At 35.6% G+C, this 24,138-nt stretch carries 38 protein-coding genes; 32 read left to right on the forward strand and 6 right to left on the reverse strand.

Translation table 11 applies throughout. From position 1 onward, the window contains the following. Positions 1–91: 91 nt before the first annotated feature. The 3 genes from IGK72_RS02150 (at position 92) to IGK72_RS02160 (ending at position 1,983) form a co-directional block, all read left to right on the forward strand. Positions 92–601: a VanZ family protein gene (locus IGK72_RS02150; protein ID WP_002366143.1), complete on the forward strand. Its 510-nt coding sequence runs from the start codon at positions 92–94 to the stop codon at positions 599–601. 130 nt (positions 602–731) lie between these two features. Further along, a complete protein-coding gene (locus tag IGK72_RS02155) occupies positions 732–1,460 on the forward strand; it encodes a YebC/PmpR family DNA-binding transcriptional regulator (RefSeq protein ID WP_002361233.1) in 729 nt (242 codons plus the stop codon). Between the two features lie 52 nt (positions 1,461–1,512). Next, positions 1,513–1,983: a C-GCAxxG-C-C family protein gene (locus IGK72_RS02160; RefSeq protein WP_002384891.1), complete on the forward strand. Its 471-nt coding sequence runs from the start codon at positions 1,513–1,515 to the stop codon at positions 1,981–1,983. Between the two features lie 75 nt (positions 1,984–2,058). Here the strand turns inward: IGK72_RS02160 and IGK72_RS02165 are convergent, their stop codons facing one another. Both IGK72_RS02165 and IGK72_RS02170 read right to left on the reverse strand, forming a co-directional pair. Continuing rightward, positions 2,059–2,232: a hypothetical protein gene (locus tag IGK72_RS02165; RefSeq protein ID WP_002355495.1), complete on the reverse strand. Its 174-nt coding sequence runs from the start codon at positions 2,230–2,232 to the stop codon at positions 2,059–2,061. 112 nt (positions 2,233–2,344) lie between these two features. Continuing rightward, positions 2,345–3,319, reverse strand: coding sequence for a ring-cleaving dioxygenase (locus IGK72_RS02170; protein WP_002358652.1), 975 nt, complete (start codon positions 3,317–3,319; stop codon positions 2,345–2,347). 30 nt (positions 3,320–3,349) lie between these two features. Here IGK72_RS02170 and IGK72_RS02175 point away from each other — a divergent pair, with 30 nt between their 5' ends. Next, complete coding sequence (locus IGK72_RS02175; protein ID WP_002358653.1) at positions 3,350–3,922, forward strand: alpha/beta hydrolase; 573 nt, start codon at positions 3,350–3,352, stop codon at positions 3,920–3,922. Between the two features lie 64 nt (positions 3,923–3,986). Here IGK72_RS02175 and IGK72_RS02180 read toward each other — a convergent pair whose 3' ends face one another. Further along, positions 3,987–5,513: a UDP-N-acetylmuramoyl-L-alanyl-D-glutamate--L-lysine ligase gene (locus IGK72_RS02180; RefSeq protein ID WP_023894907.1), complete on the reverse strand. Its 1,527-nt coding sequence runs from the start codon at positions 5,511–5,513 to the stop codon at positions 3,987–3,989. Between the two features lie 203 nt (positions 5,514–5,716). Here IGK72_RS02180 and IGK72_RS02185 point away from each other — a divergent pair, with 203 nt between their 5' ends. The 3 genes from IGK72_RS02185 (at position 5,717) to pepV (ending at position 9,758) form a co-directional block, all read left to right on the forward strand. After that, positions 5,717–7,366: a putative polysaccharide biosynthesis protein gene (locus IGK72_RS02185; RefSeq protein WP_002364837.1), complete on the forward strand. Its 1,650-nt coding sequence runs from the start codon at positions 5,717–5,719 to the stop codon at positions 7,364–7,366. Between the two features lie 108 nt (positions 7,367–7,474). Continuing rightward, a complete protein-coding gene (locus tag IGK72_RS02190) occupies positions 7,475–8,209 on the forward strand; it encodes a pseudouridine synthase (RefSeq protein WP_002355501.1) in 735 nt (244 codons plus the stop codon). Between the two features lie 133 nt (positions 8,210–8,342). After that, positions 8,343–9,758 (forward strand): dipeptidase PepV, encoded by a 1,416-nt coding sequence (gene pepV, locus IGK72_RS02195; RefSeq protein ID WP_002371462.1) that lies wholly within the window; start codon positions 8,343–8,345, stop codon positions 9,756–9,758. A gap of 281 nt (positions 9,759–10,039) precedes the next feature. On the opposite strand, the gene IGK72_RS02200 is transcribed toward pepV, so the two are convergent. From IGK72_RS02200 to IGK72_RS02210, 3 genes are all read right to left on the reverse strand, one after another. Beyond that, a complete protein-coding gene (locus IGK72_RS02200) occupies positions 10,040–11,221 on the reverse strand; it encodes a tyrosine-type recombinase/integrase (RefSeq protein WP_430619610.1) in 1,182 nt (393 codons plus the stop codon). Between the two features lie 109 nt (positions 11,222–11,330). After that, the gene (locus IGK72_RS02205) at positions 11,331–12,095 is read right to left on the reverse strand and encodes an ImmA/IrrE family metallo-endopeptidase (protein WP_002370874.1); all 765 of its coding nucleotides are present in this window, start codon (positions 12,093–12,095) and stop codon (positions 11,331–11,333) included. Between the two features lie 15 nt (positions 12,096–12,110). Next, positions 12,111–12,464 carry a helix-turn-helix domain-containing protein gene (locus IGK72_RS02210; protein ID WP_002370871.1) on the reverse strand — a complete coding sequence of 118 codons (354 nt, stop codon included), beginning with the start codon at positions 12,462–12,464 and terminating at the stop codon, positions 12,111–12,113. Between the two features lie 266 nt (positions 12,465–12,730). Between IGK72_RS02210 and IGK72_RS02215 the strand changes: the two genes are divergently transcribed. From IGK72_RS02215 to IGK72_RS02335, 25 genes are all read left to right on the forward strand, one after another. Beyond that, positions 12,731–12,907, forward strand: coding sequence for a helix-turn-helix domain-containing protein (locus tag IGK72_RS02215; RefSeq protein ID WP_002370869.1), 177 nt, complete (start codon positions 12,731–12,733; stop codon positions 12,905–12,907). A 3-nt stretch (positions 12,908–12,910) separates the two neighbouring features. Then, a complete protein-coding gene (locus IGK72_RS02220) occupies positions 12,911–13,198 on the forward strand; it encodes a hypothetical protein (RefSeq protein WP_002370867.1) in 288 nt (95 codons plus the stop codon). A gap of 45 nt (positions 13,199–13,243) precedes the next feature. Next, a complete protein-coding gene (locus tag IGK72_RS02225; RefSeq protein WP_002370866.1) occupies positions 13,244–13,978 on the forward strand; it encodes a phage antirepressor KilAC domain-containing protein in 735 nt (244 codons plus the stop codon). A 144-nt stretch (positions 13,979–14,122) separates the two neighbouring features. Beyond that, on the forward strand, positions 14,123–14,338 hold the full coding sequence (locus IGK72_RS02230; RefSeq protein ID WP_002415146.1) for a hypothetical protein: 216 nt from the start codon (positions 14,123–14,125) through the stop codon (positions 14,336–14,338). Beyond that, positions 14,322–15,050 carry a hypothetical protein gene (locus IGK72_RS02235; RefSeq protein ID WP_002415147.1) on the forward strand — a complete coding sequence of 243 codons (729 nt, stop codon included), beginning with the start codon at positions 14,322–14,324 and terminating at the stop codon, positions 15,048–15,050. Before IGK72_RS02230 ends, IGK72_RS02235 begins: the two co-directional genes overlap by 17 nt. A gap of 136 nt (positions 15,051–15,186) precedes the next feature. Beyond that, on the forward strand, positions 15,187–15,342 hold the full coding sequence (locus IGK72_RS02240) for a hypothetical protein (RefSeq protein ID WP_002370862.1): 156 nt from the start codon (positions 15,187–15,189) through the stop codon (positions 15,340–15,342). Between the two features lie 55 nt (positions 15,343–15,397). Then, positions 15,398–15,817 (forward strand): hypothetical protein, encoded by a 420-nt coding sequence (locus IGK72_RS02245; protein WP_010774460.1) that lies wholly within the window; start codon positions 15,398–15,400, stop codon positions 15,815–15,817. Next, positions 15,801–16,037, forward strand: a complete 237-nt coding sequence (locus IGK72_RS02250) for a hypothetical protein (protein ID WP_048943096.1) — start codon at positions 15,801–15,803, stop codon at positions 16,035–16,037. Before IGK72_RS02245 ends, IGK72_RS02250 begins: the two co-directional genes overlap by 17 nt. Then, entirely contained in the window at positions 16,038–16,724 is a 687-nt protein-coding gene (locus IGK72_RS02255; protein ID WP_002370859.1) for an ERF family protein, read from the forward strand. 12 nt (positions 16,725–16,736) lie between these two features. After that, positions 16,737–17,630, forward strand: coding sequence for a DUF1351 domain-containing protein (locus tag IGK72_RS02260; protein ID WP_047648904.1), 894 nt, complete (start codon positions 16,737–16,739; stop codon positions 17,628–17,630). Beyond that, positions 17,627–18,307: a putative HNHc nuclease gene (locus tag IGK72_RS02265; RefSeq protein WP_104832838.1), complete on the forward strand. Its 681-nt coding sequence runs from the start codon at positions 17,627–17,629 to the stop codon at positions 18,305–18,307. Before IGK72_RS02260 ends, IGK72_RS02265 begins: the two co-directional genes overlap by 4 nt. Before the next feature lie 3 nt (positions 18,308–18,310). Further along, a complete protein-coding gene (locus IGK72_RS02270) occupies positions 18,311–19,264 on the forward strand; it encodes a phage replisome organizer N-terminal domain-containing protein (RefSeq protein ID WP_430619611.1) in 954 nt (317 codons plus the stop codon). Between the two features lie 3 nt (positions 19,265–19,267). After that, positions 19,268–19,792 carry a hypothetical protein gene (locus IGK72_RS02275; protein ID WP_430619612.1) on the forward strand — a complete coding sequence of 175 codons (525 nt, stop codon included), beginning with the start codon at positions 19,268–19,270 and terminating at the stop codon, positions 19,790–19,792. A 127-nt stretch (positions 19,793–19,919) separates the two neighbouring features. After that, complete coding sequence (locus tag IGK72_RS02280; RefSeq protein ID WP_104869731.1) at positions 19,920–20,147, forward strand: hypothetical protein; 228 nt, start codon at positions 19,920–19,922, stop codon at positions 20,145–20,147. 20 nt (positions 20,148–20,167) lie between these two features. Further along, on the forward strand, positions 20,168–20,566 hold the full coding sequence (locus IGK72_RS02285; protein ID WP_342839455.1) for a hypothetical protein: 399 nt from the start codon (positions 20,168–20,170) through the stop codon (positions 20,564–20,566). Positions 20,567–20,599: 33 nt separating this feature from the next. Continuing rightward, positions 20,600–20,779: a hypothetical protein gene (locus IGK72_RS02290; RefSeq protein WP_016024377.1), complete on the forward strand. Its 180-nt coding sequence runs from the start codon at positions 20,600–20,602 to the stop codon at positions 20,777–20,779. After that, positions 20,763–21,167, forward strand: a complete 405-nt coding sequence (locus tag IGK72_RS02295) for a YopX family protein (RefSeq protein WP_430619613.1) — start codon at positions 20,763–20,765, stop codon at positions 21,165–21,167. Before IGK72_RS02290 ends, IGK72_RS02295 begins: the two co-directional genes overlap by 17 nt. After that, on the forward strand, positions 21,151–21,543 hold the full coding sequence (locus tag IGK72_RS02300; protein WP_430619629.1) for a YopX family protein: 393 nt from the start codon (positions 21,151–21,153) through the stop codon (positions 21,541–21,543). The genes IGK72_RS02295 and IGK72_RS02300 overlap by 17 nt, the downstream gene beginning before the upstream one ends. Further along, positions 21,540–21,902: a hypothetical protein gene (locus tag IGK72_RS02305; protein WP_430619614.1), complete on the forward strand. Its 363-nt coding sequence runs from the start codon at positions 21,540–21,542 to the stop codon at positions 21,900–21,902. Before IGK72_RS02300 ends, IGK72_RS02305 begins: the two co-directional genes overlap by 4 nt. Then, entirely contained in the window at positions 21,899–22,252 is a 354-nt protein-coding gene (locus IGK72_RS02310) for a DNA topoisomerase (protein WP_430619615.1), read from the forward strand. Before IGK72_RS02305 ends, IGK72_RS02310 begins: the two co-directional genes overlap by 4 nt. Next, positions 22,249–22,545 (forward strand): hypothetical protein, encoded by a 297-nt coding sequence (locus IGK72_RS02315; RefSeq protein ID WP_430619616.1) that lies wholly within the window; start codon positions 22,249–22,251, stop codon positions 22,543–22,545. Before IGK72_RS02310 ends, IGK72_RS02315 begins: the two co-directional genes overlap by 4 nt. Then, positions 22,542–23,120 (forward strand): DUF1642 domain-containing protein, encoded by a 579-nt coding sequence (locus tag IGK72_RS02320; RefSeq protein WP_430619617.1) that lies wholly within the window; start codon positions 22,542–22,544, stop codon positions 23,118–23,120. The genes IGK72_RS02315 and IGK72_RS02320 overlap by 4 nt, the downstream gene beginning before the upstream one ends. After that, positions 23,117–23,602, forward strand: coding sequence for a hypothetical protein (locus IGK72_RS02325; protein WP_115253426.1), 486 nt, complete (start codon positions 23,117–23,119; stop codon positions 23,600–23,602). The genes IGK72_RS02320 and IGK72_RS02325 overlap by 4 nt, the downstream gene beginning before the upstream one ends. After that, complete coding sequence (locus IGK72_RS02330; protein ID WP_430619618.1) at positions 23,603–23,920, forward strand: replicase; 318 nt, start codon at positions 23,603–23,605, stop codon at positions 23,918–23,920. Then, positions 23,914–24,096 carry a hypothetical protein gene (locus IGK72_RS02335; RefSeq protein WP_127341823.1) on the forward strand — a complete coding sequence of 61 codons (183 nt, stop codon included), beginning with the start codon at positions 23,914–23,916 and terminating at the stop codon, positions 24,094–24,096. Before IGK72_RS02330 ends, IGK72_RS02335 begins: the two co-directional genes overlap by 7 nt. The last annotated feature ends 42 nt before the right edge of the window (positions 24,097–24,138 follow it).

Here is a 24,138-nt window from a genome sequence, read left to right on the forward strand (position 1 = left end):
GTTGTTTCTTTTTCCCTCGAAACCGACTATAATAAAAAAGAATTTTCCGTGGCAGGCACGGGGCAACTTGAAACCAAGAAAAGAGGATTATATGAAAAATTATTTGAAAGATAGTAATTTATATTTAGTCATTGCGTTTGTAATTATGGCCATTTTATTTTTCAGTTCATCACAGACGTATGAACAGCAATCACAAGTTGGTCTTTTAGATAAACTTCTGAGCAGTCATCCTTTTGAAGAACAATTAAAAAATATTTCTTTTCAATATGCTGGCAGTGAAGTGAGCATTCAAGCTAGTGGTTATAGTAAATTTGTTGAATTTTTTATTCGTAAGGGAGCCCATTTTGGTACGTATTTTCTATTAGGTGGTAGTTGGTTTATTGGATTAGTGCCAAGAATCAAAGGTCTGTTTTTAACAGCTGTTGTTTCCTGGCTAGCTGCTACTGGCTATGCAGGTTTAGATGAATTTCATCAAATGATCACAGGCGGAAGGACCCCTCTTTTTCAAGATGTTATGTTGGATGCCATGGGTGCTTTGACAGCCATCGTTATTTGTTTGGTGGTTCATGGTTTGAAGAAAAATAAAAAAAGAAGACGCTAATTTAGAAGAGCTTCGTTTATTCGTCAGAAAGATGGATAAGCGAGGGTCTTTTTTTGGTAGCGCTTGTTCCTAACTGAAAAGAAGAGTAGAATAAAGGAGAATAGTAACGAAAAGTCAGGAGGAATCAAGGATGTCAGGACACAGCAAATGGAGCAACATTCAAGGGCGTAAAAATGCGCAAGATGCCAAACGTGGGAAAATTTTCCAAAAAGTTTCAAGGGAAATCTATATGGCGGCAAAAGCAGGTGGCCCTGACCCCGCAATGAATCCTGCTTTACGTTTAGCAGTCGATAAAGCTAAGTCAGCCAATATGCCCAATGATAATATTGCGCGCGCCATAAAAAAAGCCAGTAGTGCTGGTGAAGGGGAACATTATGACGAGGTAACTTATGAAGGATACGGGCCAGGTGGCGTGGCAGTTTTAGTTCATGCACTAACAGATAACCGCAACCGAACGGCCACCAATGTTCGCGTCGCGTTTACTCGAAATGGTGGCTCTTTAGGTGAAACGGGTTCGGTGAATTATATGTTTGATCGTAAAGGCTATATTGTCATTAAGCGAGAAGATCATGCAATTGAGGAAGACGACATGCTAGAAGTCGTTTTGGAAGCAGGCGGCGAGGATTTAGAAACATCACCAGAAGTATTTGAAATTTACACAGCACCAGAAGATTTTACAGCGGTTCGCGATGCTTTAGAACAAGCAGGTTATTCATTAGCACAAGCTGAATTAACAATGGTTCCGCAAACCTTACTAACCTTGAACGATGAACAAAAAGCGCAATTAGAGCGCTTGGTTGACAAGTTAGAAGACGATGATGATGTGTCAGAAGTATTTACCTCTGCAGAAAATCTATAAAATAAAGGGATGCTTGGCATCCTTTTATTCATAAAATGAAAGCGGATACAGAATGGAGGGCATTTTGAAAAAGAGAATTTGTTTACAAGCAATCAGGGAAGAAGCGGAAGCCTATTATCGTAACGGTGATTTTTATTGCTCGGAAGCGATTGTGGCGACCATTCGGCAACACTTCGATGCGGAGATTCCCATTGAAGCTGTGGCCATGGCTTCTGGGTTTCCTGTAGGTGTTGGAGGAGCGAAGTGTATTTGTGGTGCTCTTTCAGGCGGGGTTATGTGTCTGGGCTACTTTTTTGGTCGGACAGAAGCCAAAGGAGAACAAGTAAATAAAACGATGGCTTTAGCCAACGAATTGCATCAAAGTTTTCGACAAAAGCATCGAGTGGTTTGCTGCAGTATTTTGACAAGTAAAATGACGATGGGTTCACCTGAACATATGGAACAATGCATTGGCTTTACTGGGGAAATCGCTGAAACAACCGCAAAAATTATTGCACGAGAACTTGCTTACGAATTAGTCTAGTAAAAAATGAGAGAGGAGCAACCAGATTCATTCACCTGAATCTGGTTGCTCCTCTCTCATTTAATGCGTAATCAATTAACCAAGCACTTTTTCATAAGCTTCCACTTGAGATAAGACACGTTGGAGCTGTAATTCATTTTCAATATAGTTGATTGAATTACCTAAATCTTCTTGGCGGTTTGTTTCTAAACGATCGACTTCTTTTTTTGCTTCGTTCAATAAGTGTAGAACTTCTTCCTTAGATAACATGTACTCACCTCCTTGCGCAGTTCATCTACTATTAGTGTACTCCTTTTTTTCAAAAAAGGGCAATAATAGGATATTAAAAAACAAAAATAGCGGTTAGAACCGCTATTTTTGTTTACTCATGGCGTTGTTGTGCTAAAATCGCTTCGATTCGTTCTCTTTGATCTGCCAAAAAGTGAGGCAAATAAAGGGGGATTTCATCAAAGTTTGAACTTTGATTTTCATAGGCTTCGGCATCTAGCAGGCCTTTTTGTGTGGCTACTTCAAATAACAAGTGGTTCGGTTCTCTAAAATACAATGATTTGAAAAATTCGCGGTCTTTAATTCCTGAGTTTGTAAAATTCTTTTCCTCTAACAGGCTATCAACTTGCGTTAATTCTTGCGTATCTTCCACCCCAAAGGCGACGTGATGAACGCCACCAATTCCTTCAATGGCAAGCGGATTGGTACGGTCATCAATGATGTGCACCTCTTGATAAAACTGTGGATGATGATTTTCCAGAACGGTTACTTCATGCGCAGTTTCAAAAAAAGGTACTGTTTCTTTTTCATGCCAATGTAAATAATCCACTAAAGGTTGTTTGGTAGCTGCGGCATATTGGACGCGTAATTGAATTGCATCAATGCCTAAAATTGCATGTTCTACTGGAATTTCAGAATGCTCAGCTGGAAAATAATCTTCCGCATTTTCAAATTCACGTAACGGAACAAGCGCCATTTGCGTATTATCGGGCGCTTCAAAACGCAAAATTGGGTGTTGGTTAAATGTTTCCACACCATAGTGGCAGATACCCGCTTGCTCAAGACGTTCTGCCCAAAAATCCAAAGAGGCGCGCGTTGGTACTTTTAAAATAGTTCGTTCAATTGTATTTGTCCCAAAGGATTGATCTTGGCCATCATTCAATTCAAAAAAAGTTAATTCGGTACCTGTTCGTTGCTCATTATCTGAGAAAAACAAGTGATACATGGTGTGGTCATCTTGGTTGATCGTTTTCATTAGTAATTTTAATCCCAGTGTATTATGATAGAAGTCAAATGTAGGCTTTATCAATCGATTTAAAATAGAGATGTGATGAATTTGTGCATACATAGTAAAATTCCTTTCTTGGAGGTTTATTAAATGAAACAATTTTTTCAAAAAGGGTCGAAACCTAATCAATTAGTTGTCGCTTTCCATGGTACCGGTGGCAATGAATATCAATTATTAACCACCATCGCAACCCTTTACCCAGAAGCGAGTGTTCTAAGTTACTTAGGGACAGAAGGTGTAGGCGAACAGCGACGCTTTTTTGCGCCATTAGTCAATGGAGCATTACCTCGTGCTAACTTTGATGAGCGAGTGACGGCGTTTCTAGAAGAAGTTTGGCAACCGCAAAAGTTATACGATGAAGTTATTTTTATAGGGTACTCTAACGGTGCCAATTTTATTTTAGGCCTATTAGAAAAGAACCCGACTATTGCTAACACTGTTATTTTACTGCATCCAAGCAATTTAGGCTATCAATATGTATCTGGTGAGTTTGCGACAAAAGTGATTGTCACAACAGGGGCTCAGGATGAGTTGAGTATTCCGGGACAAGTTCTTTCTTTAGCTAATCAATTAAAGAAACATTTCCCGGTCGACTTTTTGCTCGTTGATGGCGGTCATGGCTTATCAGAAGAAGAAGTAACGAAAATAAAAGAAGTTCTTTAAAAACAAGCTGCAACCTTTGTTGATAAGTGGTTGCAGCTTGTTTTTTCATGTGTGTTTAAATGATTTAGTTCTTTTTATTAATGAAAGCTTCCGCAAGGGCAAAGTCTCCTGCGTAAGGTTCATCTACGCCGTTTACTTTTTGATAAAGGTCGGCGCCTTTACCAGCTAAGACAATCGCATCATCAGCCGTTGTGCTTAAAGATAATGCGTGAGCAATTGCTTCGCCACGATCTAAAATGGTGTAAACAGGCATTTCTTTGGTAATATGGGCTTGAATTTCTTGGCAAATTTTTGCTGGATCTTCACTGGCTGGGTCATCGGTTGTTAGGACTGCAACATCAGCCAATTCAGAAAGAACCCTACCAAAGTCTTTGCGGCGAGAAATCGCTTTGTCTCCCGTACTACCGACAAGAACAATTAAGCGGCCGTCAGGATGTTCTTCACGGACAAAGGTTAAAAGATTCTTCAAACTGTCATAGTTATGAGCGTAATCAACATAGACGGTTGCACCGTTGGTATTCGTTAAAGATTCCATCCGGCCAGGGACGGTGGTTGCTGCGATCCCTTGTTGACACTCTTCTTTTGAAGCTCCCACAAGGACACTAGCGATCGCCGCACTTAACGCATTACCTTTGTTAAAATCACCACCTAAACGAAGGTGATAAGAGCCGGCCAATCCTAACGCATCTGCAGGACTTTCAACGATAAAACGTAAGGAATCATCTGAAGAAACAGCGAATGAATAGTCAACTTCTGGAGCTGGCTGACTGCCATAGACAATGGCAGGGACTTTTTGCTGTTGTGCGGTTTCTTTAAGTAATGGAAAATAATCAGCTTCGTGATTCAACACAATGACTTTAGAATGTGTAATCAATTGACGTTTGCAATAAAAGTAATCGTCAAAGGTTGGATGTTCAATTGGACTGATATGGTCGGGGGTAATGTTTAAAAAAATGCCGACATCAAAAAATAACTTGTAGACACGATTAGTTTTGTAGGCTTGGGAAGAAACTTCCATAATAAAATGAGTCATCCCGTTAGCAACAGCGGTTGCCATCATTCGATACAAGTCCAAAGATTCGGGTGTAGTCAAGGCAGATTTAAAGAATGTTTTGCCATCTAATGTCGAATTCATGGTAGAAAGCAAGGCTGTTTTTTGTTGTGTAGCAACATCTAAAATATATTTGGTGAAATAAGCCGCTGTTGTTTTACCTTTGGTTCCAGTAAAGCCAATCAGTTTTAATTTATTTTGTGGATAATCATAAAAAGCCATGCTTAACACAGCCATTGCTTTTTTAATGTCAGTCACGATAATTCCTAGTTGTGCTGGAACCTCATAAGGCACCTCAGAAACATAGATTTCTAGGCCGTCTTTTACAGCATTTTCTAAATAGATTTCTTTAAAGTTTAATCCTTTACAAAAAAAGAGTGTTTCTGCTGTTACGTCTCTCGAATCGTAAGAAAGAGCCGTTACTTCTCGTTGACCTAACGTGTCGGAAAGGGTCAAGTGCCAGCCTTCTGGTGAAATAAATTCTTTTAATAAATCTTCTTTTTCTAAGCAATCGCGAATTGCGAATAATGAAATCGTCACTTTTTTTGCCTCCAAACGTTTCAACGAAATTTCAAAACTGATGTCATTATAGCATTATTTTTCTTTTAAAAAAACCATCTCGTTAGCGTGAGAAAATCCATGAGAAATGTTAAAATAGGATAATTCTTCGAGAAAGTCGTTGCATATCCCAAGATGAACAATTAAAATAAAGAAAGCATACTCAAAGAATATTGGAGGACAAAATGATCAATCAACCAAATTCAGTTGATCAACCAATCCTGACGAACCAAGAAAAAATGGTCAAAGGCTCAGCTTGGATGACAGCTAGTAATATTATCTCCCGCATGTTAGGGGCGATTTACATCATCCCCTGGTACGCTTGGATGGGCGAGCACGGAAACGAAGCGAACAGTTTGTTTTCAATGGGGTATACGATTTATGCCTTATTCCTAATGATCTCTACCGCCGGAATTCCAGGTGCGATTGCCAAGCAGACCTCGCATTATAATTCATTGAACGAATATAAAATTAGTCGACAGCTTTTTTATCGTGCCTTACAACTAATGGGTGGCTTAGGTGTGGTTTTTGCTATTGTGATGTATTTGGCATCTCCGGCATTAGCAGCTTTGTCTGGCGGAGGACCTGAATTAGTTCCAACGATGCGTTCATTAAGTTTAGCCGTTTTAGTTTTCCCAAGCATGAGTGTCATTCGCGGTTATTTCCAAGGAAATCAAGAAATGATGCCCTTTGCTTTATCACAAATTGTTGAACAAGTAGCACGAGTTTTTTACATGTTATTAACTGCTTTTATTATCATGAAAGTCTTTGAAGGTAATTACGTTACAGCGGTGACCCAAGCCACTTTTGCGGCATTTATTGGGATGCTCGCAAGTTTTGCGGTTTTAGGTTATTACATGTACAAACAAAAACCATTATTTGATTATTTAGAAGAACACAGCGCCAATGAACATGAAATTGCTCCAAAAGAGTTATTGATTGAAACTTTTAAAGAGGCGATTCCTTTTATCGTAGTTGGCTCAGGGGTGACGGTCTTTAAACTTGTCGATCAGTTTACTTTCTCAAACTTTATGCGTTTGTTTACGGATTATTCAGATACCCAGTTACGAGAGCTTTTCGGTATTTTTAATGCCAATCCGGACAAATTAACCATGATTGTCGTGGCTTTAGCGACTTCGATTTCGGCTACTGGATTACCGTTAATTACAGAAGCGGTCACCTTAAAAAATCATCGTGAGTTAGCGCGTTTGATTAGTAATAATTTACAACTTTTTGTGTTTGTAATGTTGCCAGCAACGTTCGGTATGATTGTTTTAGCGCAACCACTATACACTGTTTTTTACATGCCAGATGCTTTAGGCACTTCTTTATTAGTGCAAGCTTGTTACGCTAGTTTATTCTTGGGCTTGTATATGTTAGTGTCAAATATGTTGATGGGGATGTATGAAAATCGTGACGCAATGCGTTATTTAGGAATTGGTTTAGCTGTGAAATTAATCGTGCAATTCCCCGCAATCCGTTTATTTGAAGTTTACGGTCCGTTATTAGCAACGATGATTGGCTTTACGGTTTCTTGCGTATTGATTCTAAGAAGAATTCGTCAAGTGACACGTTTTAATTACAAATTAACCTTACGGCGAACATTGTTAATGTTCTGTATTACAGTCATCATGATGATTATCGCTTTGATTTTCCGTCAGTTCTTGTATCTATTTTTAGATCCAACTAGACGTTTCCAAGCTTTCATTATCGTTGTAATTGTGGCTGCTGCAGGAGGCGCTTTTTATGGCTATTCGGTCTTGAAGATTCGCTTAGCTGATCGTTTATTAGGGAAAAATGCCGCAAAATTACGTGCAAAATTCAATATTAAATAATAGCTGATTGAACTCTTTTCAGCAGATTCTCTTAAGAGACAAGGCTTGAGACATCGATCGATTCGATTTATGTCCCAAGCTATTTTTTTAAAGGAAAGAGGAATGACGATGCGTTTAGATAAATTTTTAGCCGATGTTGGTATCGGTAGTCGTAAAGAAATCAAACAATTGTTAAAGAAAAAAGTCGTTACGGTGAATGGTGACGTCGTAAAAGAAGCCAAAACACAAGTAAATGAAGAAACAGATCAAATTGCCTTGATGGGAGAAATTCTTACGTATCAGAAATTCTTTTATTACATGTTGCATAAACCACAAGGTGTCATTTCTGCGACGGAAGATCAGCGAGATGAAACGGTAATTGACTTGTTAACTGATCAGGATTATCGTGCCGACTTGTTCCCAGTTGGTCGCTTGGATAAAGATACTGAAGGCTTGCTTCTATTAACAAATGATGGCCAGTTAGCGCATCAATTATTATCACCCAAAAAGCATGTGGATAAAGAATATTTAGCTGAAGTTGAGGGACTTGTGACAGCGGAAGATTGTCAACTGTTTGCGCAAGGATTTGCCTTGAAAGATGGAGAAATGGTTAAACCAAGTCGTTTAGTCATTGAGACGATCAATGAGGAAGAAGGGACTTCCGTAGTCCGTTTAGTGATTCAAGAGGGAAAATTCCATCAAGTCAAACGGATGTTAGCCACTGTAGGCAAACCTGTGACGTATTTAAAACGATTACGAATGGGCGAACTATGGTTAGATGAAACGTTAGAACTAGGGGAATATCGGCCCTTAACAGAAGCCGAATTGCAACAACTACAACCTAAACAATCATACCTCAATTAAAATAAACAAAAACCCAGCCCTTTCTGCGGAAAAGATAAAAAATTTCTCGAAAAATAGTGTCGGGTTTCTTTCTTTTTCTGCATAAAATGGTATGATTGACTATGTAGAACTTTATGAATAGGAGTGACAACAAATGACAATTGATTGGACAAAAGAAGTCGAAGCACGTAAAGACGACTTATTAGAAGATTTACAAAACTTATTACGGATCAACAGTGAACGTGATGATGCACAAGCAACACCTGAAGCGCCCTTTGGACCTGGACCAGTTGCTGGCTTAAAACACATGTTAGCGTATGGTGAACGTGATGGCTTTACGGTGAAAAATGTCGACAATTACGCTGGACACATTGAATATGGTGAAGGCGACGAAACGTTAGGGATTTTTGGTCATATGGACGTTGTTCCTGCTGGTGATGGTTGGGAAACAGATCCTTATGAACCAGTCATTAAAGATGGCAAAATTTATGCACGTGGCGCGAGCGATGATAAAGGCCCAAGTATGGCTGCTTATTACGCAATGAAAATTATCAAAGAATTAGGCTTACCCGTGTCTAAAAAAATCCGTTTCGTAGTAGGAAGTGACGAAGAAAGCGGCTGGGGCGATATGGATTACTATTTCCAACATGAAGAAGCGCCAGACTTTGGTTTCTCACCAGATGCTGAGTTCCCAATTATTAATGGGGAAAAAGGAAATGTGACTATTCGTTTAACTTTCCGAGGCGGTAACGGCGCTGATTATAAATTAGAAAGCTTCAAATCTGGTTTACGTGAAAACATGGTTCCGGGAACAGCAGACGCTGTTGTAACGGCTGCTTCAGCAGACGAAGCGGCTTCACTAGCTGCTAGCTTTGAAACATTCATCAAACAAGAAGCAAAAATTTCAGGTAACGCAGAACTTTCAGATAAAACAGTGACTTTCCATGTAGTTGGTAAAGGTGCTCACGGTGCTAGCCCACAATCTGGAATTAACGCAGCGACTTTCTTGGCAACTTTCTTAAATGATTACAGCTTTGCAGAAGGCGCATACAGCTTTATTAATACCATTGCTGAATTTATCCATGAAGATTTTTATGGCGAAAAATTAGGTGTGGCTTTTGAAGACGAAAAAATGGGTAAATTGACAATGAACGCTGGGATTGTTAACTTTGATCCAGAAAACCCTGAAAATAGCTTAGTAACATTAAACTTCCGCTATCCAAAAGGAACTTCAGCAGAAGAATTACAAGCAAAAGTTCAAACAACAGTCGGTGAAACGGTCACTGCAACACAAGGAGATCGCAACCAAGAACCGCATTATGTACCAGTTGATGATCCATTGGTGGCAACGTTACTACAAGTTTACGAAGACCATACAGGCGAAAAAGGCCAAGAACAAATCATTGGTGGCGGTACTTATGGCCGCTTATTAAAACGTGGTGTTGCCTATGGCGCAATGTTCCCTGGCTACACAGACACAATGCACCAAGCCAACGAATTTATGGAATTAGATGACTTATTCCGAGCAGCTGCTATTTATGCAGATGCGATTTATCGTTTAGCGAAGTAAATAGATTTTTAAATCCATTCACTTCCTTTTCATTCCTTTTTAAATGTTGACAATATGATATTATCAATTTTAAAGAAATGAATAAAATTGATTAATAGTTAGTATTTGTTGTGATAAAGTTGTGGAGTTTTGACTGATTATGTCTAAACTCCACAACCTATTTTTTTGCATTTTAACGTGATATTATCATTAATAGATATTGATTTTAAAGCATTTTAAATTTAATTAAGTTATAAAGTTGTGGAGTTAACCTACTTTAGTCAAAACGCCACAACTATTTATTAACGCTTATTCAAACGCTCTGAAACTGCACTCACTACGTTTGGAGCCGTTTCATATTTTAAATGTGTATATTTTTCTGTCATTACTTTATCAGTGTGTCCTAGATAAGCGGCAACATGTTCTTTTGGAACTCCTGCTATAGCTGCTTGAGTTGTGAAAAAATGTCTTAACATATGAGGAGTAGCTTTGATCCCACATTCTTTCGAAACTTTATCAAACCATCTATTCAATTGAGTAGGGTGAAATGGCTTCGCTGTTCTAGGGTTAATAAGTATAAAGTCATCTCGATGTAGTATTTCCCCAAAGTCTTTTTTGATTTCTCTTGCTTCAGTTAAGACAGTGTTCAAGGCTTGGGTGCCTAGTTCATCAAGTGCGATATACCTTTCACTTTCAGCTGTTTTAACTCCGCCTTTACTTTGACCATCTTTAGATGTGGCATTCGTCCTACTATCTTCTAAATGAATCATCAGATTACCTGTTAATTCATTTTGACTAATTACTTTAGGTGTTATACCACATACTTCACCACGTCTCATTCCATAAATACATAGATACACACATGAGTATTCGTATTTTGTTAGCATTCTTTTTGCAGTATCCATCCAAGACCAGTATTCGTCAAGGCTCAGATGTTTGTTTCTGGCAGGTTTTTCTGCGTCACCAATATACACACGTTGAAGCCTATTTCTTTCTATCACACCGCAGTAAACAGCATCATTTAGCATGGCCATGAAAGCTATGTGGATAGAACGAACAGAATCTTTTCTTAACTTTTTAAGTAATTCTACAATATATAATTCGTAGTCATTTCTGTTTAATTGAATAAGTGGTAAGTTACCATATTTTGGTTTTATATGGTTTTTGTACAAGGAATCATTTCCTAGTCTAGTGTCCTTAGACCATACTTTCTGCACAACTTTTTTATTAGCATATTTTTCCCAATAATCATTTACAGTTAATTTGCGGTTTAATAGTATACCAGTTTCGTTTCTTAAAGCTAAATCATCAATCTCTTTTAATCTAGCTTTTGCTGCAGTTAGCGTTTTGAATTTCGACTCATCAAATGGGGTCTTTACACCGTTAATTGTTACAGATTTTCGTATACGATACATAGTACCGTTTCTTTTTGTTTCGTAAGATAAAATACCAGGATATTTTGTTGGTTTATATTTATTTGCCATTATTAAAATTCCTTTCTATTGCCGGGCAGGCTATTAAAAAGGGTGGCACCACCTCCTTTAAAACGAATGTATGTTCTTTTTTTGCGGATTTTTTTAAGCTTAACTTTAGTTAAGCTTCTTGGTTTAATCTTTTTATAAAGCTAGGATAAGAAATTATGGATTGTAAATTTTTTAATGCTGTTTGCCCAAATACTTCTTCTTTATAAGGATTTAAATATTTGAATAGAGCAGTGTTTTTGTTTAATCCTATATTGTGAATTAAATAGTTCATTATTCTACAGTGTAGTGCAGCTTTGCTAATTTTACAAAGAGACATTATACTGTGGAACGAATTTCCTTCCAATATATAATTAATTAGTTTAGTGTCATTTAAGTATAAAATAGATGCTATTATATTTGCTTCATCTTCAAACGGTAGTATTTCTTTAGGATAATGATCTTCAATATTTAATGATGCAAAAATTTGCATATACTTTTTTGAAGAACAATGAAAATATATGTGGACTAACTCATGTAAAATAGTGAATATCAGACGATGTCTCATCATATCGAAGTTCAAAAATATTTTATAATTATATCCATCAGTTACAGTAAACCCAGAAACCCTTTCTTTAAATGTCGGGTAAATTTTGTAAATGGTGTCGTTGATAAATTTGTATTCTGGATTAATTATCCTGTCGTTATCATCGAAAAATACAATTTCAATCATGAAGTTATTAACAAAATAATCTATAACTTCATGATAAGTTATTTCGGAAACAGGTATAGAAGCCCAATCTGAAATAACCTTTAAAAGAAATAATGCATTTTCTGAATAATTATTATAGTCTTCTGAATCAACATCTCTGTATTCTAACATTTTTTTATTATACATTAGCAACAGTCCTTTTTATTTTTTCTTGTCTCTTTCAAATAAGTCTTTCGCGACAGACATTAACTTATCTAGAGATTCATTGAATTCTCTCTTTTCTTCATCATTCATACCAGCAGTATTTTTTCTAAACATTACGATTAGCTCATCTTCTTCTGGGTCTAATTTTTGCATACCAGATGTTTCCCTACCCAATAGATAATCAGTTGTAACATTAAAATAGTCTGCCACATTTTGCAATTTATCAGCAGTTGGTGTAGTTTTCTTCCACTGATAAAATAGGTTTTCACTATAACCTAGTTCTTTTGCGACTTGTTTTAAGTTTTTTCCACGCTTTGCAGATAACTCTTTTATTCTCTCAAATAGTGTCATTCTAAGCACCTCAAAATTTTGCCTGAGAAAATATAAAATTTTATGCTTTTTCTGTTGACAAAAGTATAAAATGTAGTTATTATTATCTCGTAAGCAAGAATATTTACAAAATAACGTACTAAACAATACGCATTAAAACAGCTCCCCAGCAAGAATTAATGTGATGTGTAGGTGTATTTTGTATGCATTAATTGTACTACATTTTATACTTTTGTCAACAATATTTGTAAATATTCTTGCTAATTTTATAAAAGAAGGTGAGATAAGTGAAAACGACTTTAAAAAAAGAAGTCGCAATTACTCTAGCTGTTAAGGGCAAAAATCAAGCTTGGCTAGCGGAAAAGTTGGAAATCAACGAAGGATATCTTTCTAGAATTCTAAACGGTAGAGTTCAACCAAAAAAACAAATTAAGAAAATTAGAGAGTTTTTGGAAGAGGTGTAAGTAATGAATATCCAATTTGATTCAATTAGCACAAAAAAATTTTTTGAATGGATTGCTTCTAAATTTTTAGAAATAACACTTCCGATAATAGAAAGAAAGTTATCTGAAAATCAAGATGAAGAATTATTAAACCGAAATGAAGTTTCTAAAAGAATTTTGAAGTGTGATGTAAAGACGTTTGATGAACATTATAGATATGCTAGTGGATTTCCTAAAATTGTTAAGGAAGGCAAAGAAAAATATCCTAAAAAATTGGTTGAAAAATGGATTCATGAAAATACTCAATATTAATAAGTCGGGCGGGCTATAAAAATACAAAAGGAAGGGGTATGTCTAGTGAATCAATTAATAAAAGTTACAACGAATGAAAATGATGAACAGTTAGTAAGTGCTAGAGATTTATATGGATTTTTAGGTATAAAGAAAAGATTTAGCGCTTGGTGGAAACAGTATGATGAAATGTTTATAAAAGAAGAAGATTTTACGAGTGTACCTGGAGGTACACCTGTCTCAGGAGGGAATGGAAATATTCAATATGTATCTGACTATGTATTGAAACTTGATGTTGCAAAGCATATTTCAATGTTAACTAAAACAGAAAAAGGAAAAGAAGCTCGTAGATATTTTATTCAGTTAGAAAAGTTTTGGAATAGCCCAGAAATGGTGACTAAACGTGCTCTTGAATTTCAACAGAAGAAAATTGAAAAGTTAGAACTGGAAAATCAAGAATTGAGGCCAAAAGCATTATTTGCTGATGCAGTAAGTGCCAGTGAAACTAGTATTTCAGTTAATGACATGGCAAAAATATTAAAACAAAATGGTTTTGATATTGGACAGAATCGATTGTTTGATTGGTTGAGAAAAAGAGGATATCTAATCAAAAGAAGAGGAACGAGCTTCAATGTACCAACACAAAGATCAATGGAATTAAAAATATTTGAAATTAAAGAAACTACCATCGTTCATTCTAATGGGCAAACTTCTATTAAAAAAACACCAAAAATTACTGGAAAAGGACAAAGATACATTCTCGATAAGTTTTTTGATGAAATTGATAGAGTGGGAGTTTAGATATGAAGTGGATAATGTTTCTCGACACAATAATCCTGTTGATTTGTATGATTAAAGCTTTTTATATTCAAGAATTCATTTATGCAACTGCCTTTGGGGTTCTATGGATTGGATTGACAGTATTTTATAGGAGGATAAAGAACGATGAAAGATAAATTATTTAGGAGAAGATTTTCCGCAGTAGGTTTTGTATTTTTAGCTAGCTACTTGTTAGGAAGAGGTGATACAGAACTTTTTAAATCAACTTGTGTATTAGCTATCGTTTTATTTTTATTTTCATTTGACCTTGCTGTGGAAGATGAATCTGTAAAGCGTAGAAAAAAATATAGGGAGATTAGAAAACATGACATTAACATTTAAATCGGTAGAATCTGGTGATTTTGATTTAATATACACAATTCCTTTAAAAATAGGGCAACGTTATGAAGAACTTACGTCTTTCAATCGTGGAAGAGATTTTAACAGTGAAATAAAAACGTATATGACAGGATTTGTTAAACGATTCAAGCACTGCTTAACAAGTGAAAACGAGCAAGCATTAAATGAACGATTAGTACAATACAACAAATTAGTTGTTGATTTAAGAACGGATATTCTTCAATCAGTGAAAATCCCATCAATAATGATTTGTGGCGGCTCTAATTATCCAGCTCGCCAAAAGAGAAAAGAAGTTGAACGTGTCCATGAAAAAGAACGAGAACTTTACTCTGATGAAGGGAAACATGCGAAGTTTATTGAAAATACTCGTAAGATGTTTGATCCTGTGTTAATCGAGCGACAACAAAGGATTGACGAAAAACGTCGAGAAAAAGCTGAAAAAGAAGGTTGGCAATCTTTTTATAAGGAAATCAAGCATGATGAAATTTCAGGAATTGGAATGGATTTAGGTGATAACCGAATTTTTGTTACAACGAATGGAAAGCCTTCAGATGAAGTAAAACCATTACTAAAAAAAGCAGCCATGCGTTGGTCGCCACGCAACGAACGTTGGCAACGAATTTTAACAGAGAATGCTATTTATTCAATTAATAGGAATCTTTTAGAAGTATTAAACATTAAAGAAAAATTTTGAAGGGAGATTTTAGATGTCTTTTAGTGATAAACGAAAACAACTATTTGAACAGTCAATTGTGGAGGCTAACAAATGGTACAACAAACAAAAGGGAAATATCTACATTAAGCAGCAGAAAGAAAAGCGGGGTGTTTAGATGTTTCAAGCGGTTGGCAAAGATAGTTTGAAAATTTATGTTGTCGAGAAAACGAAAGCCTTGGTATTTCAAAAGCTGAAAGAAAAATATCCAGACACTGCGATAAATAAGGCAGTATTTCCAGAAGCGTTATTTATCCGAGAAACAAAAAAGTGACTTCCGCCGGCAAGCAAAAAGTCACAAAAATATAAATCGATAGGGGAATTATACCATGGAAAACCAAAATAATGAAATGCAACAAATGATTGAAAATTTTACAAAAGAAATGACCGCTAAAGGTTACAGTATTTTGATTAGTGCAGTAAGTAATGATGATGTTGATAATTCAGTAAATGTAAATGTAAAAACAGCAGCTGGAGGAACTCCGAAGGGAATGGGGCATTCTGCTAAAGGAGCCATAGAGCTTATTGAAAATCATATTAAACCAATTGTACAAGCTAATTCAAAGTGTGATTGCCCAAATTGTAATCCAGAAAAATATCGAAAGTTTGATGAAAAACTAAAAAAACGTTTAGACGAAGTGGAGATGGATTTCAGTAGTCCAGAAGGTTTTTTTGAAAGTTTAGCGAAATCAATGAAGGTTGCAAAAGAATTAGCTAGTGAGGAAATGGCCAATGAAAATCAAGACTGATGACTTAGAAAGAATACACTTGATAGATAATCATTCGCCCTATGGATCACTGATTTTTGAAAGGGATACTACTAATAATCATGTTGCTGTTTATCAGGATAGCGAAGATGAAGAAGTTAGAACAGTATTCGAGAGTTTAGACGAAAGTGCTTATTTTAAGCAAGTTGAATTAATTGAAGGGCTAGAGCAAGTCATTTCATTGTTGAAAGGAGCTAGTTAAATGTCAGAAGAAACAGAATTAACGTTTTATCAAAAATTTTTAAAAGTAATTGAACGATTAAATGTAAAAAAAGATTTAGTAAATGATTTTAATAATTTCAATTATAGAAATGCTGAAAGTATATTACGTGAAGTCAAACCACTATGTATTGAATATGGTCTGTATATTCATACTACTAAAAATATTATTCGAATGGAAAATCGTTTTTATGTAGAAGCAATAGTGAAAATTACGGATGGAGAAAATGAAGTTAAGGCAGTTGCTTACGCTAGAGAACCAGAAGATAAGCCCAAAATGGATGCTTCACAAGTAACTGGTTCTGCTAGTTCTTATGCTAAAAAATATGCTTTGTGTGATTTATTGATGATTGATGACGGAAGAGATGACCCAGACGTTCCGAAAAATGAACAAGATATGAATGTGGAAATGGTTGATGGTAAACAACTTGCATTACTTAAAAACGAAGCTGTGATGATTGCAGGAATATCAGGGAATGAGCCGTCAGCATACACCCAAGCTTTAGCCAAAATGGCTAATGTAGCGTCTATTGAAGTATTCCCTAAAGAATATTTTAATGAAGCACTTCAAACGCTTAATAACTGGAAAATGAATGCTATACAAGAACAGCAAGCAAAAGAAATGCAACATAAACGACAACAGCCAAGACAAAGCAATGTCTTTAATTAATGGAGGTTCAATATGTCAAATGAATTAATGGCAGACCTACAAGTAACTGTGGAGGTAAGCCCCAGCAAAATTATTATCAATAATGAAAAACAATTAAGTGCAATGGTTGATGAAACAGTAAATCATTATTCGAAACTAATTTTTAATGAAAATAATTTACCAGATGCTAAACAAGCAAGAGCGGATTTAAACAAAGTATCTGGATTATTAGACAAAAAAAGAATCGAAGTGAAAAAAGAGTTTAATAAACCTTTAGATACCTTTGAAACCACTATTAACGCCTTCAAGGAAAAAATAGAAGAGGCAAAAAATATCATTGATAAAAATATTAAATCTTATGAAGAGAATGACCGTGAAGCGAGAAAAGAAAAAGTTCAAGCAAAAATCAATGAAATTTCAGCAGCAAAAAATATCCATCCTGATGTTATTAAAATTGAATCAAGTTGGACCAATAAAGGGTCATTCACACAAAAAGGCGAGTTAAAGAAAAAAGTCATTGAAGAAATTGAAACTGTTGCATCAGAAATAAACAAGGAAAAAGATCGGATTAAAAATGACAAACTTATTATCGAAGGCTATACCAAAGCAAAAGGCTTAGAACCTTATTCATGGCTAACCCTGATTGAGCAAGGAAAAACTTCGGCAGAACTTATTAAAGAAATTGATAAAGCTTCAGCTGAAAAGTTGGCCACTGAAAAAGTAGCTGAAACCCGAGGGCTAGAGCAAGTAGGAGAAAATACTATTGATATTGAAACTGGAGAAATTGTTTCAAACGTTTGTGAAGAAGAGGAAGAAAGCTCCGAATTAGAAACAGCCAGAATCCAAGTAACGGCTACACATGAAAAATTAGTTGCATTAAATAATTTCATGAAGGCCAACCAAATAGAAGTGGAAGCAATCGAATGAATTTAAATAATGTTTATTCTGCAGTGATTAAGAGTTTAAAAGACAACTCTATCACTGCCGTAATAAACGAAGCGATAAATTTAGAACGTTTGAAAACGATGTACTACGGTTATACAGGACCACGTGAAATAGAAATAAGATTTATTGATCCTAGAAAATTTAGTATAGCTCAACGTAAGTTTATTTTCGCTATGTTAGAAGATATTTATGTGGCTACAGGGCAAGAAATAGATGTACTAAAGGAAATGTTCTATCTTCGCTTTGAAGCGCTACAAGGCTACAAAATAAGCCTTAAAAACGATTCGGAAAATACAATGGATGATGCAACGATATTAGCAAACATTATCTTGAATTTCATTTTTGAAAATAATATTCCATTTCGCAATGGGTATGATATTTTGCCTGCTAATCAAGAATATTACTTTTACAAATGCATCATTAACAGAGTTTGTTGTATATGTGGCAAAACTGGTGCAGATATTGACCATTTCGATAAAGCGCTAGGGCGTAGGAAAAGAAAAAGTGTGGACCACACAGAATATACATTTGCTTCTTTATGCCGTTGTCATCATACGGAAAAACATGACATAGGAATAAAAGCATTTAAAGCTAAATATCATGTTAAAGGAATTAAATTAAATCAAGATACCATTAAAAAGTTAAACATAGGGGGTTAAACAATGGCAGAAATCAGTTGGATAAAACTAAAAACAACCATGTTCGATGATGAAAAAATAAAACTTATCCAATCGATGCCAGAAGCCGATGCAATACTAGTGATTTGGATTCGATTATTAGTATTGGCTGGCAAAACCAATGATGAGGGATTGATCTATATTCAGAGGAACATGCCATATACCGAAGAAATGTTGGCGACGTTGTTTTCTAAGCCTGTCAATGTTGTTCGTTTGGCTTTAATGACTTTACAGCAATTCAATATGATTGATTTAAACGAAGATGGATTAATTGCTATTGAAAATTGGGACAAGCACCAAAACATTGAAGGCATGGAAAAAGTACGTTTGAAAAATGCAGAACGAGTTAGAAAACATCGAGAACGCAAGAAACAACAGGCTTTAGAGGATAAAAATAGTGGTAACGTTACATGTAACGTTACAGTAACGGATTGTAACGGTACAGATAAAGATATAGATAAAGAAATAGATATAGATAAAGATAAAAAGAATAGGTCAAAAACATCTTGTAAATATTCTGACGAACATTTACGTCTTGCTGAAAAGTTAAAAAATAATTTAATCAATGATTTTCCAAGTGAAATGAAAAAAGTGAAGATTGAAAAATGGGCAGATGTTTTCAGATTAATCGAAGAACGAGATCAACAAACTATTGCAGCAATTGACTATGTTCTTGATTGGTTACCTAAAAATTCATTCTGGTTCGGAAACATCAGAAGTGCTTCTAAGCTAAGAGCTCAGTTTGAAAAACTAAAATTTGAAATCAAGAATGAAAAAGAACGTGGTCAACAACGAGCGGCTTACCAACGTCAAAACGTTAGGACTGAAAGTTTACCAGAATGGGCAAAAGAACCAAATAACCAGCAAGAAGAAAAGCTATCGCCAGAAAAGCAAGCGGAACTTGATAAACAAATAAAAGAGTTCATGGAGGGGAAATAGTGAATGACAAAGTACCCAACACAAGAATTAAAAAACAAAAGAGAAGCTCATGTCTTATTTATGAGTGCAGAGGCAATGAAGAATATTTATGAGCTAGGCTATCCCTTTGAATACTTCGAAGATAGTTGCCAATTTGCGATTGAAACGCCTGTAGGTGTCATTGATTACTTTGGGATAAATGGCACTTGGGTTGTCCGCAAAGGACAAGACCGAGGGAAAGGCATACGAAAATTGAAGCAGTACATTAAAAACAGAGTAGGTGATTACATGGAAAAAGTAAAAGTAGTGAAATGCGCTGGGTATTTGGATAAAGACGGGAACATCACTAATAAAATTAAGCAGGCGATGCATTTTACAGACGATGAATTAGCAAATCTTGCTGCAGAAGTGGCAGGTGGAAAGGTCGTAAACGTTGTAATTCCACCAGAAAAGCCAAAACAATTACTTGAAAAAGTGAAAGAAGAATCAGTTCAAGAAAAAACTGAAAAGAAAACCAAGAGCAATCAATCTTGGATGAATAAGAAATAATTTGTTGTTTTTACGGCGTAATTTAACGACAGTTAAATTCAATAATTAGTTTAGGGTAATTAATCATAAATGATTTAAAACGCCTTAAATCGAAAAATAAAGCGGTAAAATTGTGAGGTAAAAAAATATGAAATTAACTAGTGTGACATTTAAGCCGTCGGCTGAACGGTTTCCGCCAATTGTGGCAATAGATTTAGACCAATTAACACCCAATGAGTACGTGACACTTAGAAATTTGGGGTATGACACGCAACTTTCTAAAATTACAAAAAGGACCTTTGAAGAGTTGGAAGGCCATTTGGGGATTCGAGGAGACGTTGCAAAGAAAAATGGATTTTATGTATTAGTTAAATAATTGAAAGTAGGGATTTGAAAATGAAAAAGAAGATTATTTTATTATTTAGTTTATTAGCAGTTGGAACAGTTGTCACTGCGTGTGGTACTGGCACTCAAGCAAAAAAAGTATCGTACAACGTCAGTCAAGACGCTGATAACTTCAATGTGATTCGCCGAGTGGCGGTTATTAATACACGAACAGACAAAGTGGAATTTGAAGTAATCGGCAACATTTCAGTAGACACCAGTGACAAAAATAAATTGGTGATTATTGCTGAAACAGATAAAGGCGTATATAAAAAGCATTTAGTAAATATGACCGAATGGAACATGTATGTTGTAGAAGATCTAGATGGTGCGAAAGTTAATAAATACAAGTACGAAGTAAACTACATGCCAGAATCGATTATTCCATGGGATATTGTACGTAAGGACTAAATTAAGACTAAAAAAGTAGAGGAGTTTTTGAACATGAGAAAAAATTACAGATTGATTTACAAACAGTGTTTCATGGGTGAAGAATTGCAGGACACAATTATGAAATACAACAAGACAATTGCTGAGATGGAGCAATCAGTAAATGACTTGTACAGCGATCCTCATGTGTTTAGTGTTCGCTATGAAGAGGTGCAAAATGATTCCAAAGTTTAGAGCGTGGGATAAAAATACTAATGATATGGTAGACGTTAAAACAATTGATTTAGAAAAAGACGGTAGTATTGGCTGTATAGTTGATTACAACGGCATCAATTTAGATGTATCGGAATGTATCCTTATGCAATCAACAGGCTTGAAAGACAAGAACGGCGTTGAAATTTTTGAGGGGGATTTAGTCGAACATGATGACAATATAAATGGCACGTGGGAAACGTTTGAAGCTTGCGAAATTGTTTACGATGTAGAATATGCGCAATTTTGTTTTAAGAACGATGCTAGCAACTTCCTATCATATTACAGAAATTTATGTATTATCGGAAATATTCACGAAAATCCAGAACTGTTGGAGAAAGCGAGTGAAGAAGATGATTCCAAAGTTTAGAGTGTGGGATAAAAATACGAATGACATGGTAGACGTTAAAACAATAGACCTAGAAAAAGACGGTAGTATTGGTTGCATAGTAGATTATAGCAATATCAATTTAGATGCATCTGAATGTATCCTTATGCAATCCACAGGTTTAAAAGACAAGAACGGCGTTGAAATTTTTGAGGGTGATATTGTTCAGTATCGTGATGGAGAATATAGCTACTTAGGTATCGTGAAAAGAGATTGTTATCAATTTTTTATCGATGGAATAGAACCAGATGACAACTATGGTTTTATTGATGTTTCTAATACTTTTGACGGAACTAGTTCATTAGAAGTTATCGGAAATATTCACGAGAATCCAGAACTATTGGAGGGAACAGAATGAGCGAGCTAGAAAAGATGGGTAATATTCTTATGGAAACAGCTTTGAATTTTACACACCCAATATTTGAAGATACGTATCCAGAATGGGGAACGGTATGTAACATCGGGGAAGAGCTAGTCAGAATGGCAAAACCAGAACTCAACGAAAATCAGCAGATTGTGCTGGATTGGTTGAAAGAATCATGCAAATTAAACGGATTACGTGAAGTTATCGAAATTATGGGGTTTTTATCAACTACTGGTGGAAAAATGAAGTATAAGCAAGTAGCTTATGCATATGGTGATTTAAATGATGATGAATTAGCGCAAGTTATCCAAGCATTTAGCCAGTGTGCCCTTGAACAGGAGAAAGCGGAATGAGTGATTATTTAGATCGAATAAAAAAGATAATGGAGCTTAAATCAAGAGACGAAGCGCTAGAGGTTATGGAAGAATCTTTAAAAAAAGGGTTTAAATATGTGGTCAGAGACTGCGACAGCGAATATCTTTCCTTTTTTTCCTTGAAGCCTAAAAAATATATGGACCTAGGTTCGTGGGGTTATGTTAATGAAAATGCACAAGGTGCATTGCCATCAACTGTAATTCTTAAAAATACAGATATTACTGAAATTTCATGGCGTAATAAACAACCAATCATAATTACTGAATTTTTGAAGTATCAAAAAGCTGGACTAGAAGACGAACTTTTCAGAGTGGAGGAAGTCGAATGAGCTTTAAAGAAGCTTTCAAGGATGAGTATGTTGAAATTGCCATTAGCAATAACGAAGAAGCAAAAGCTTTCTTTGAAGAAAATGTATATAAAAGGGAAAGAGAAATATTAAAGAAGTCAGATGGGTTATTTAAGTGTATTAAGGAGGTAATCGTAATGGGAGAAATTGCAGAAATGATGTTGGAAGGTGTCTTATGTGCAAGTTGTGGAGTATTCCTTGATGTAGACGGGAATGGGTATCTTGAATATTGTGAAGATTGCCAAGAACAAATAATCGAGGAGGACCATCGATGATTAAACAAGAATTGATTGGTATTTTAGAAGGTTTAGAAGGTAATTCATTCATCGAAAAGTATAACGAAGGATATGATCAAGCAGTTCGTGACTGTTTGATTGCAGCAAAACAACTCGACGAACCGAAAAAAGTCATATTTTCACATGAAGAGAAATTTGTGGCTGATTGGCTCGATGGGTTAAAAGGGGAAATTAGTGATAAAAAACTAAGTTCTGGTGCTGCATTCATGGTATTCGTTGGTCAACAGTTAGAATGCTTATATTATAACGAATATACATTGATAACTGACGATGTTGAGGGTTGGCTTTTACATCCAGAAAATAAAGTAAAACTATTGAATGCGATTGATAACGGCTACGAAGTAGAGAAAAAGCAATTGTATTATGTTGATTTCATAAAAAATGATGATGTGCATAAGCGACTGGTTTTTGATCATGAAAATGGTAAATATAATATTGTTGACTGGTCAGATAATTTGATTGGGTTGGTTCAAGAAATATTCACAGAACAAGAAATCAAAGCAATTGATGAGCGCTATTGGCCGTTTGCTGTGAAAGTTGATGGTGGTGAATGAAAACTGATTTAACCAGACAAGCTGAGAAATGCTTGTGGCACTATACCAACAAAATGGGAGTATTCGGCTGTTTTGAGGTAACTATTGGTTGGTTTGGCAAGGAAAGAGTAGACTTCATGACTTATTCTACTGACAACACTATTAGATGTTATGAAATAAAAGTAACGTTGGCAGACTTAAAAAGTTCTGCGAAACAGACGTTTTTAGGTGATTATAACTATTTAGTGGTCACTAACGAATTATGGGAAAAGATTCAAGCCAATCCAGATTTAAAATGGAAATATAGCAATCAGGGAATACTAATTTTTTCTGAACTAAGGCACAACTTAGGTATTACAAGTGTCAAAAAAGCGAAAAAGCAAAATGTCACATTAGGAACACGAGCAACAGTTTTAGAAAGTATGGTGCGATCTTTAAATCGAGAAGTTGAAAAGTTTTACAATTTAAAGCCTTTTTGGGGATTAAGTGAGGAGGTCAAATAAATGAAAATTATTGCTAAAGGTCGAGGAACTGGGAAGACGACAGAGCTAGTTAAAGAATCCGCTAGAACAGGTCAGTATATTTTAGCAGCGAATAAAGCTCATGTTCAAGCCATTGAACAAATTGCCAAAAAAGTAGACGTTACTATTCCATATCCTGTAACGGTGGATGAAATTGTAAGAATGGACCGCTTTACATGTGGCAGTTCCATTCAACGAGATGGATTGCTGGTTGATGAAGCAATTGTGGTTTTAAGTAAACTAATTGGCTTAAAAATCACTGGTGCGACTATATCTCTTGAAGGAGAACAACAATGCTAAGTTATCCAGAAGTTTATATTTTAGGCCGACAAGTCGATGGAGTTTATGTTGAATATCTGAGAAGAACGTTTTATACATTATCAGATGCTAAACGTAATGCAGATTTTTATAACAAACACTATAATGGCGAATGGAAAATTTTAAAATACGGTAGACCAATAACGATGGAGGTGTGACATGGGTAAGAAAAAATCAAAAATTAAAAAGAAAAAGCGTCG

Origin of the sequence: Enterococcus sp. DIV0183 (assembly GCF_050541505.1) — a bacterium.
Taxonomy (GTDB): Bacteria; Bacillota; Bacilli; order Lactobacillales; family Enterococcaceae; genus Enterococcus; species Enterococcus faecalis.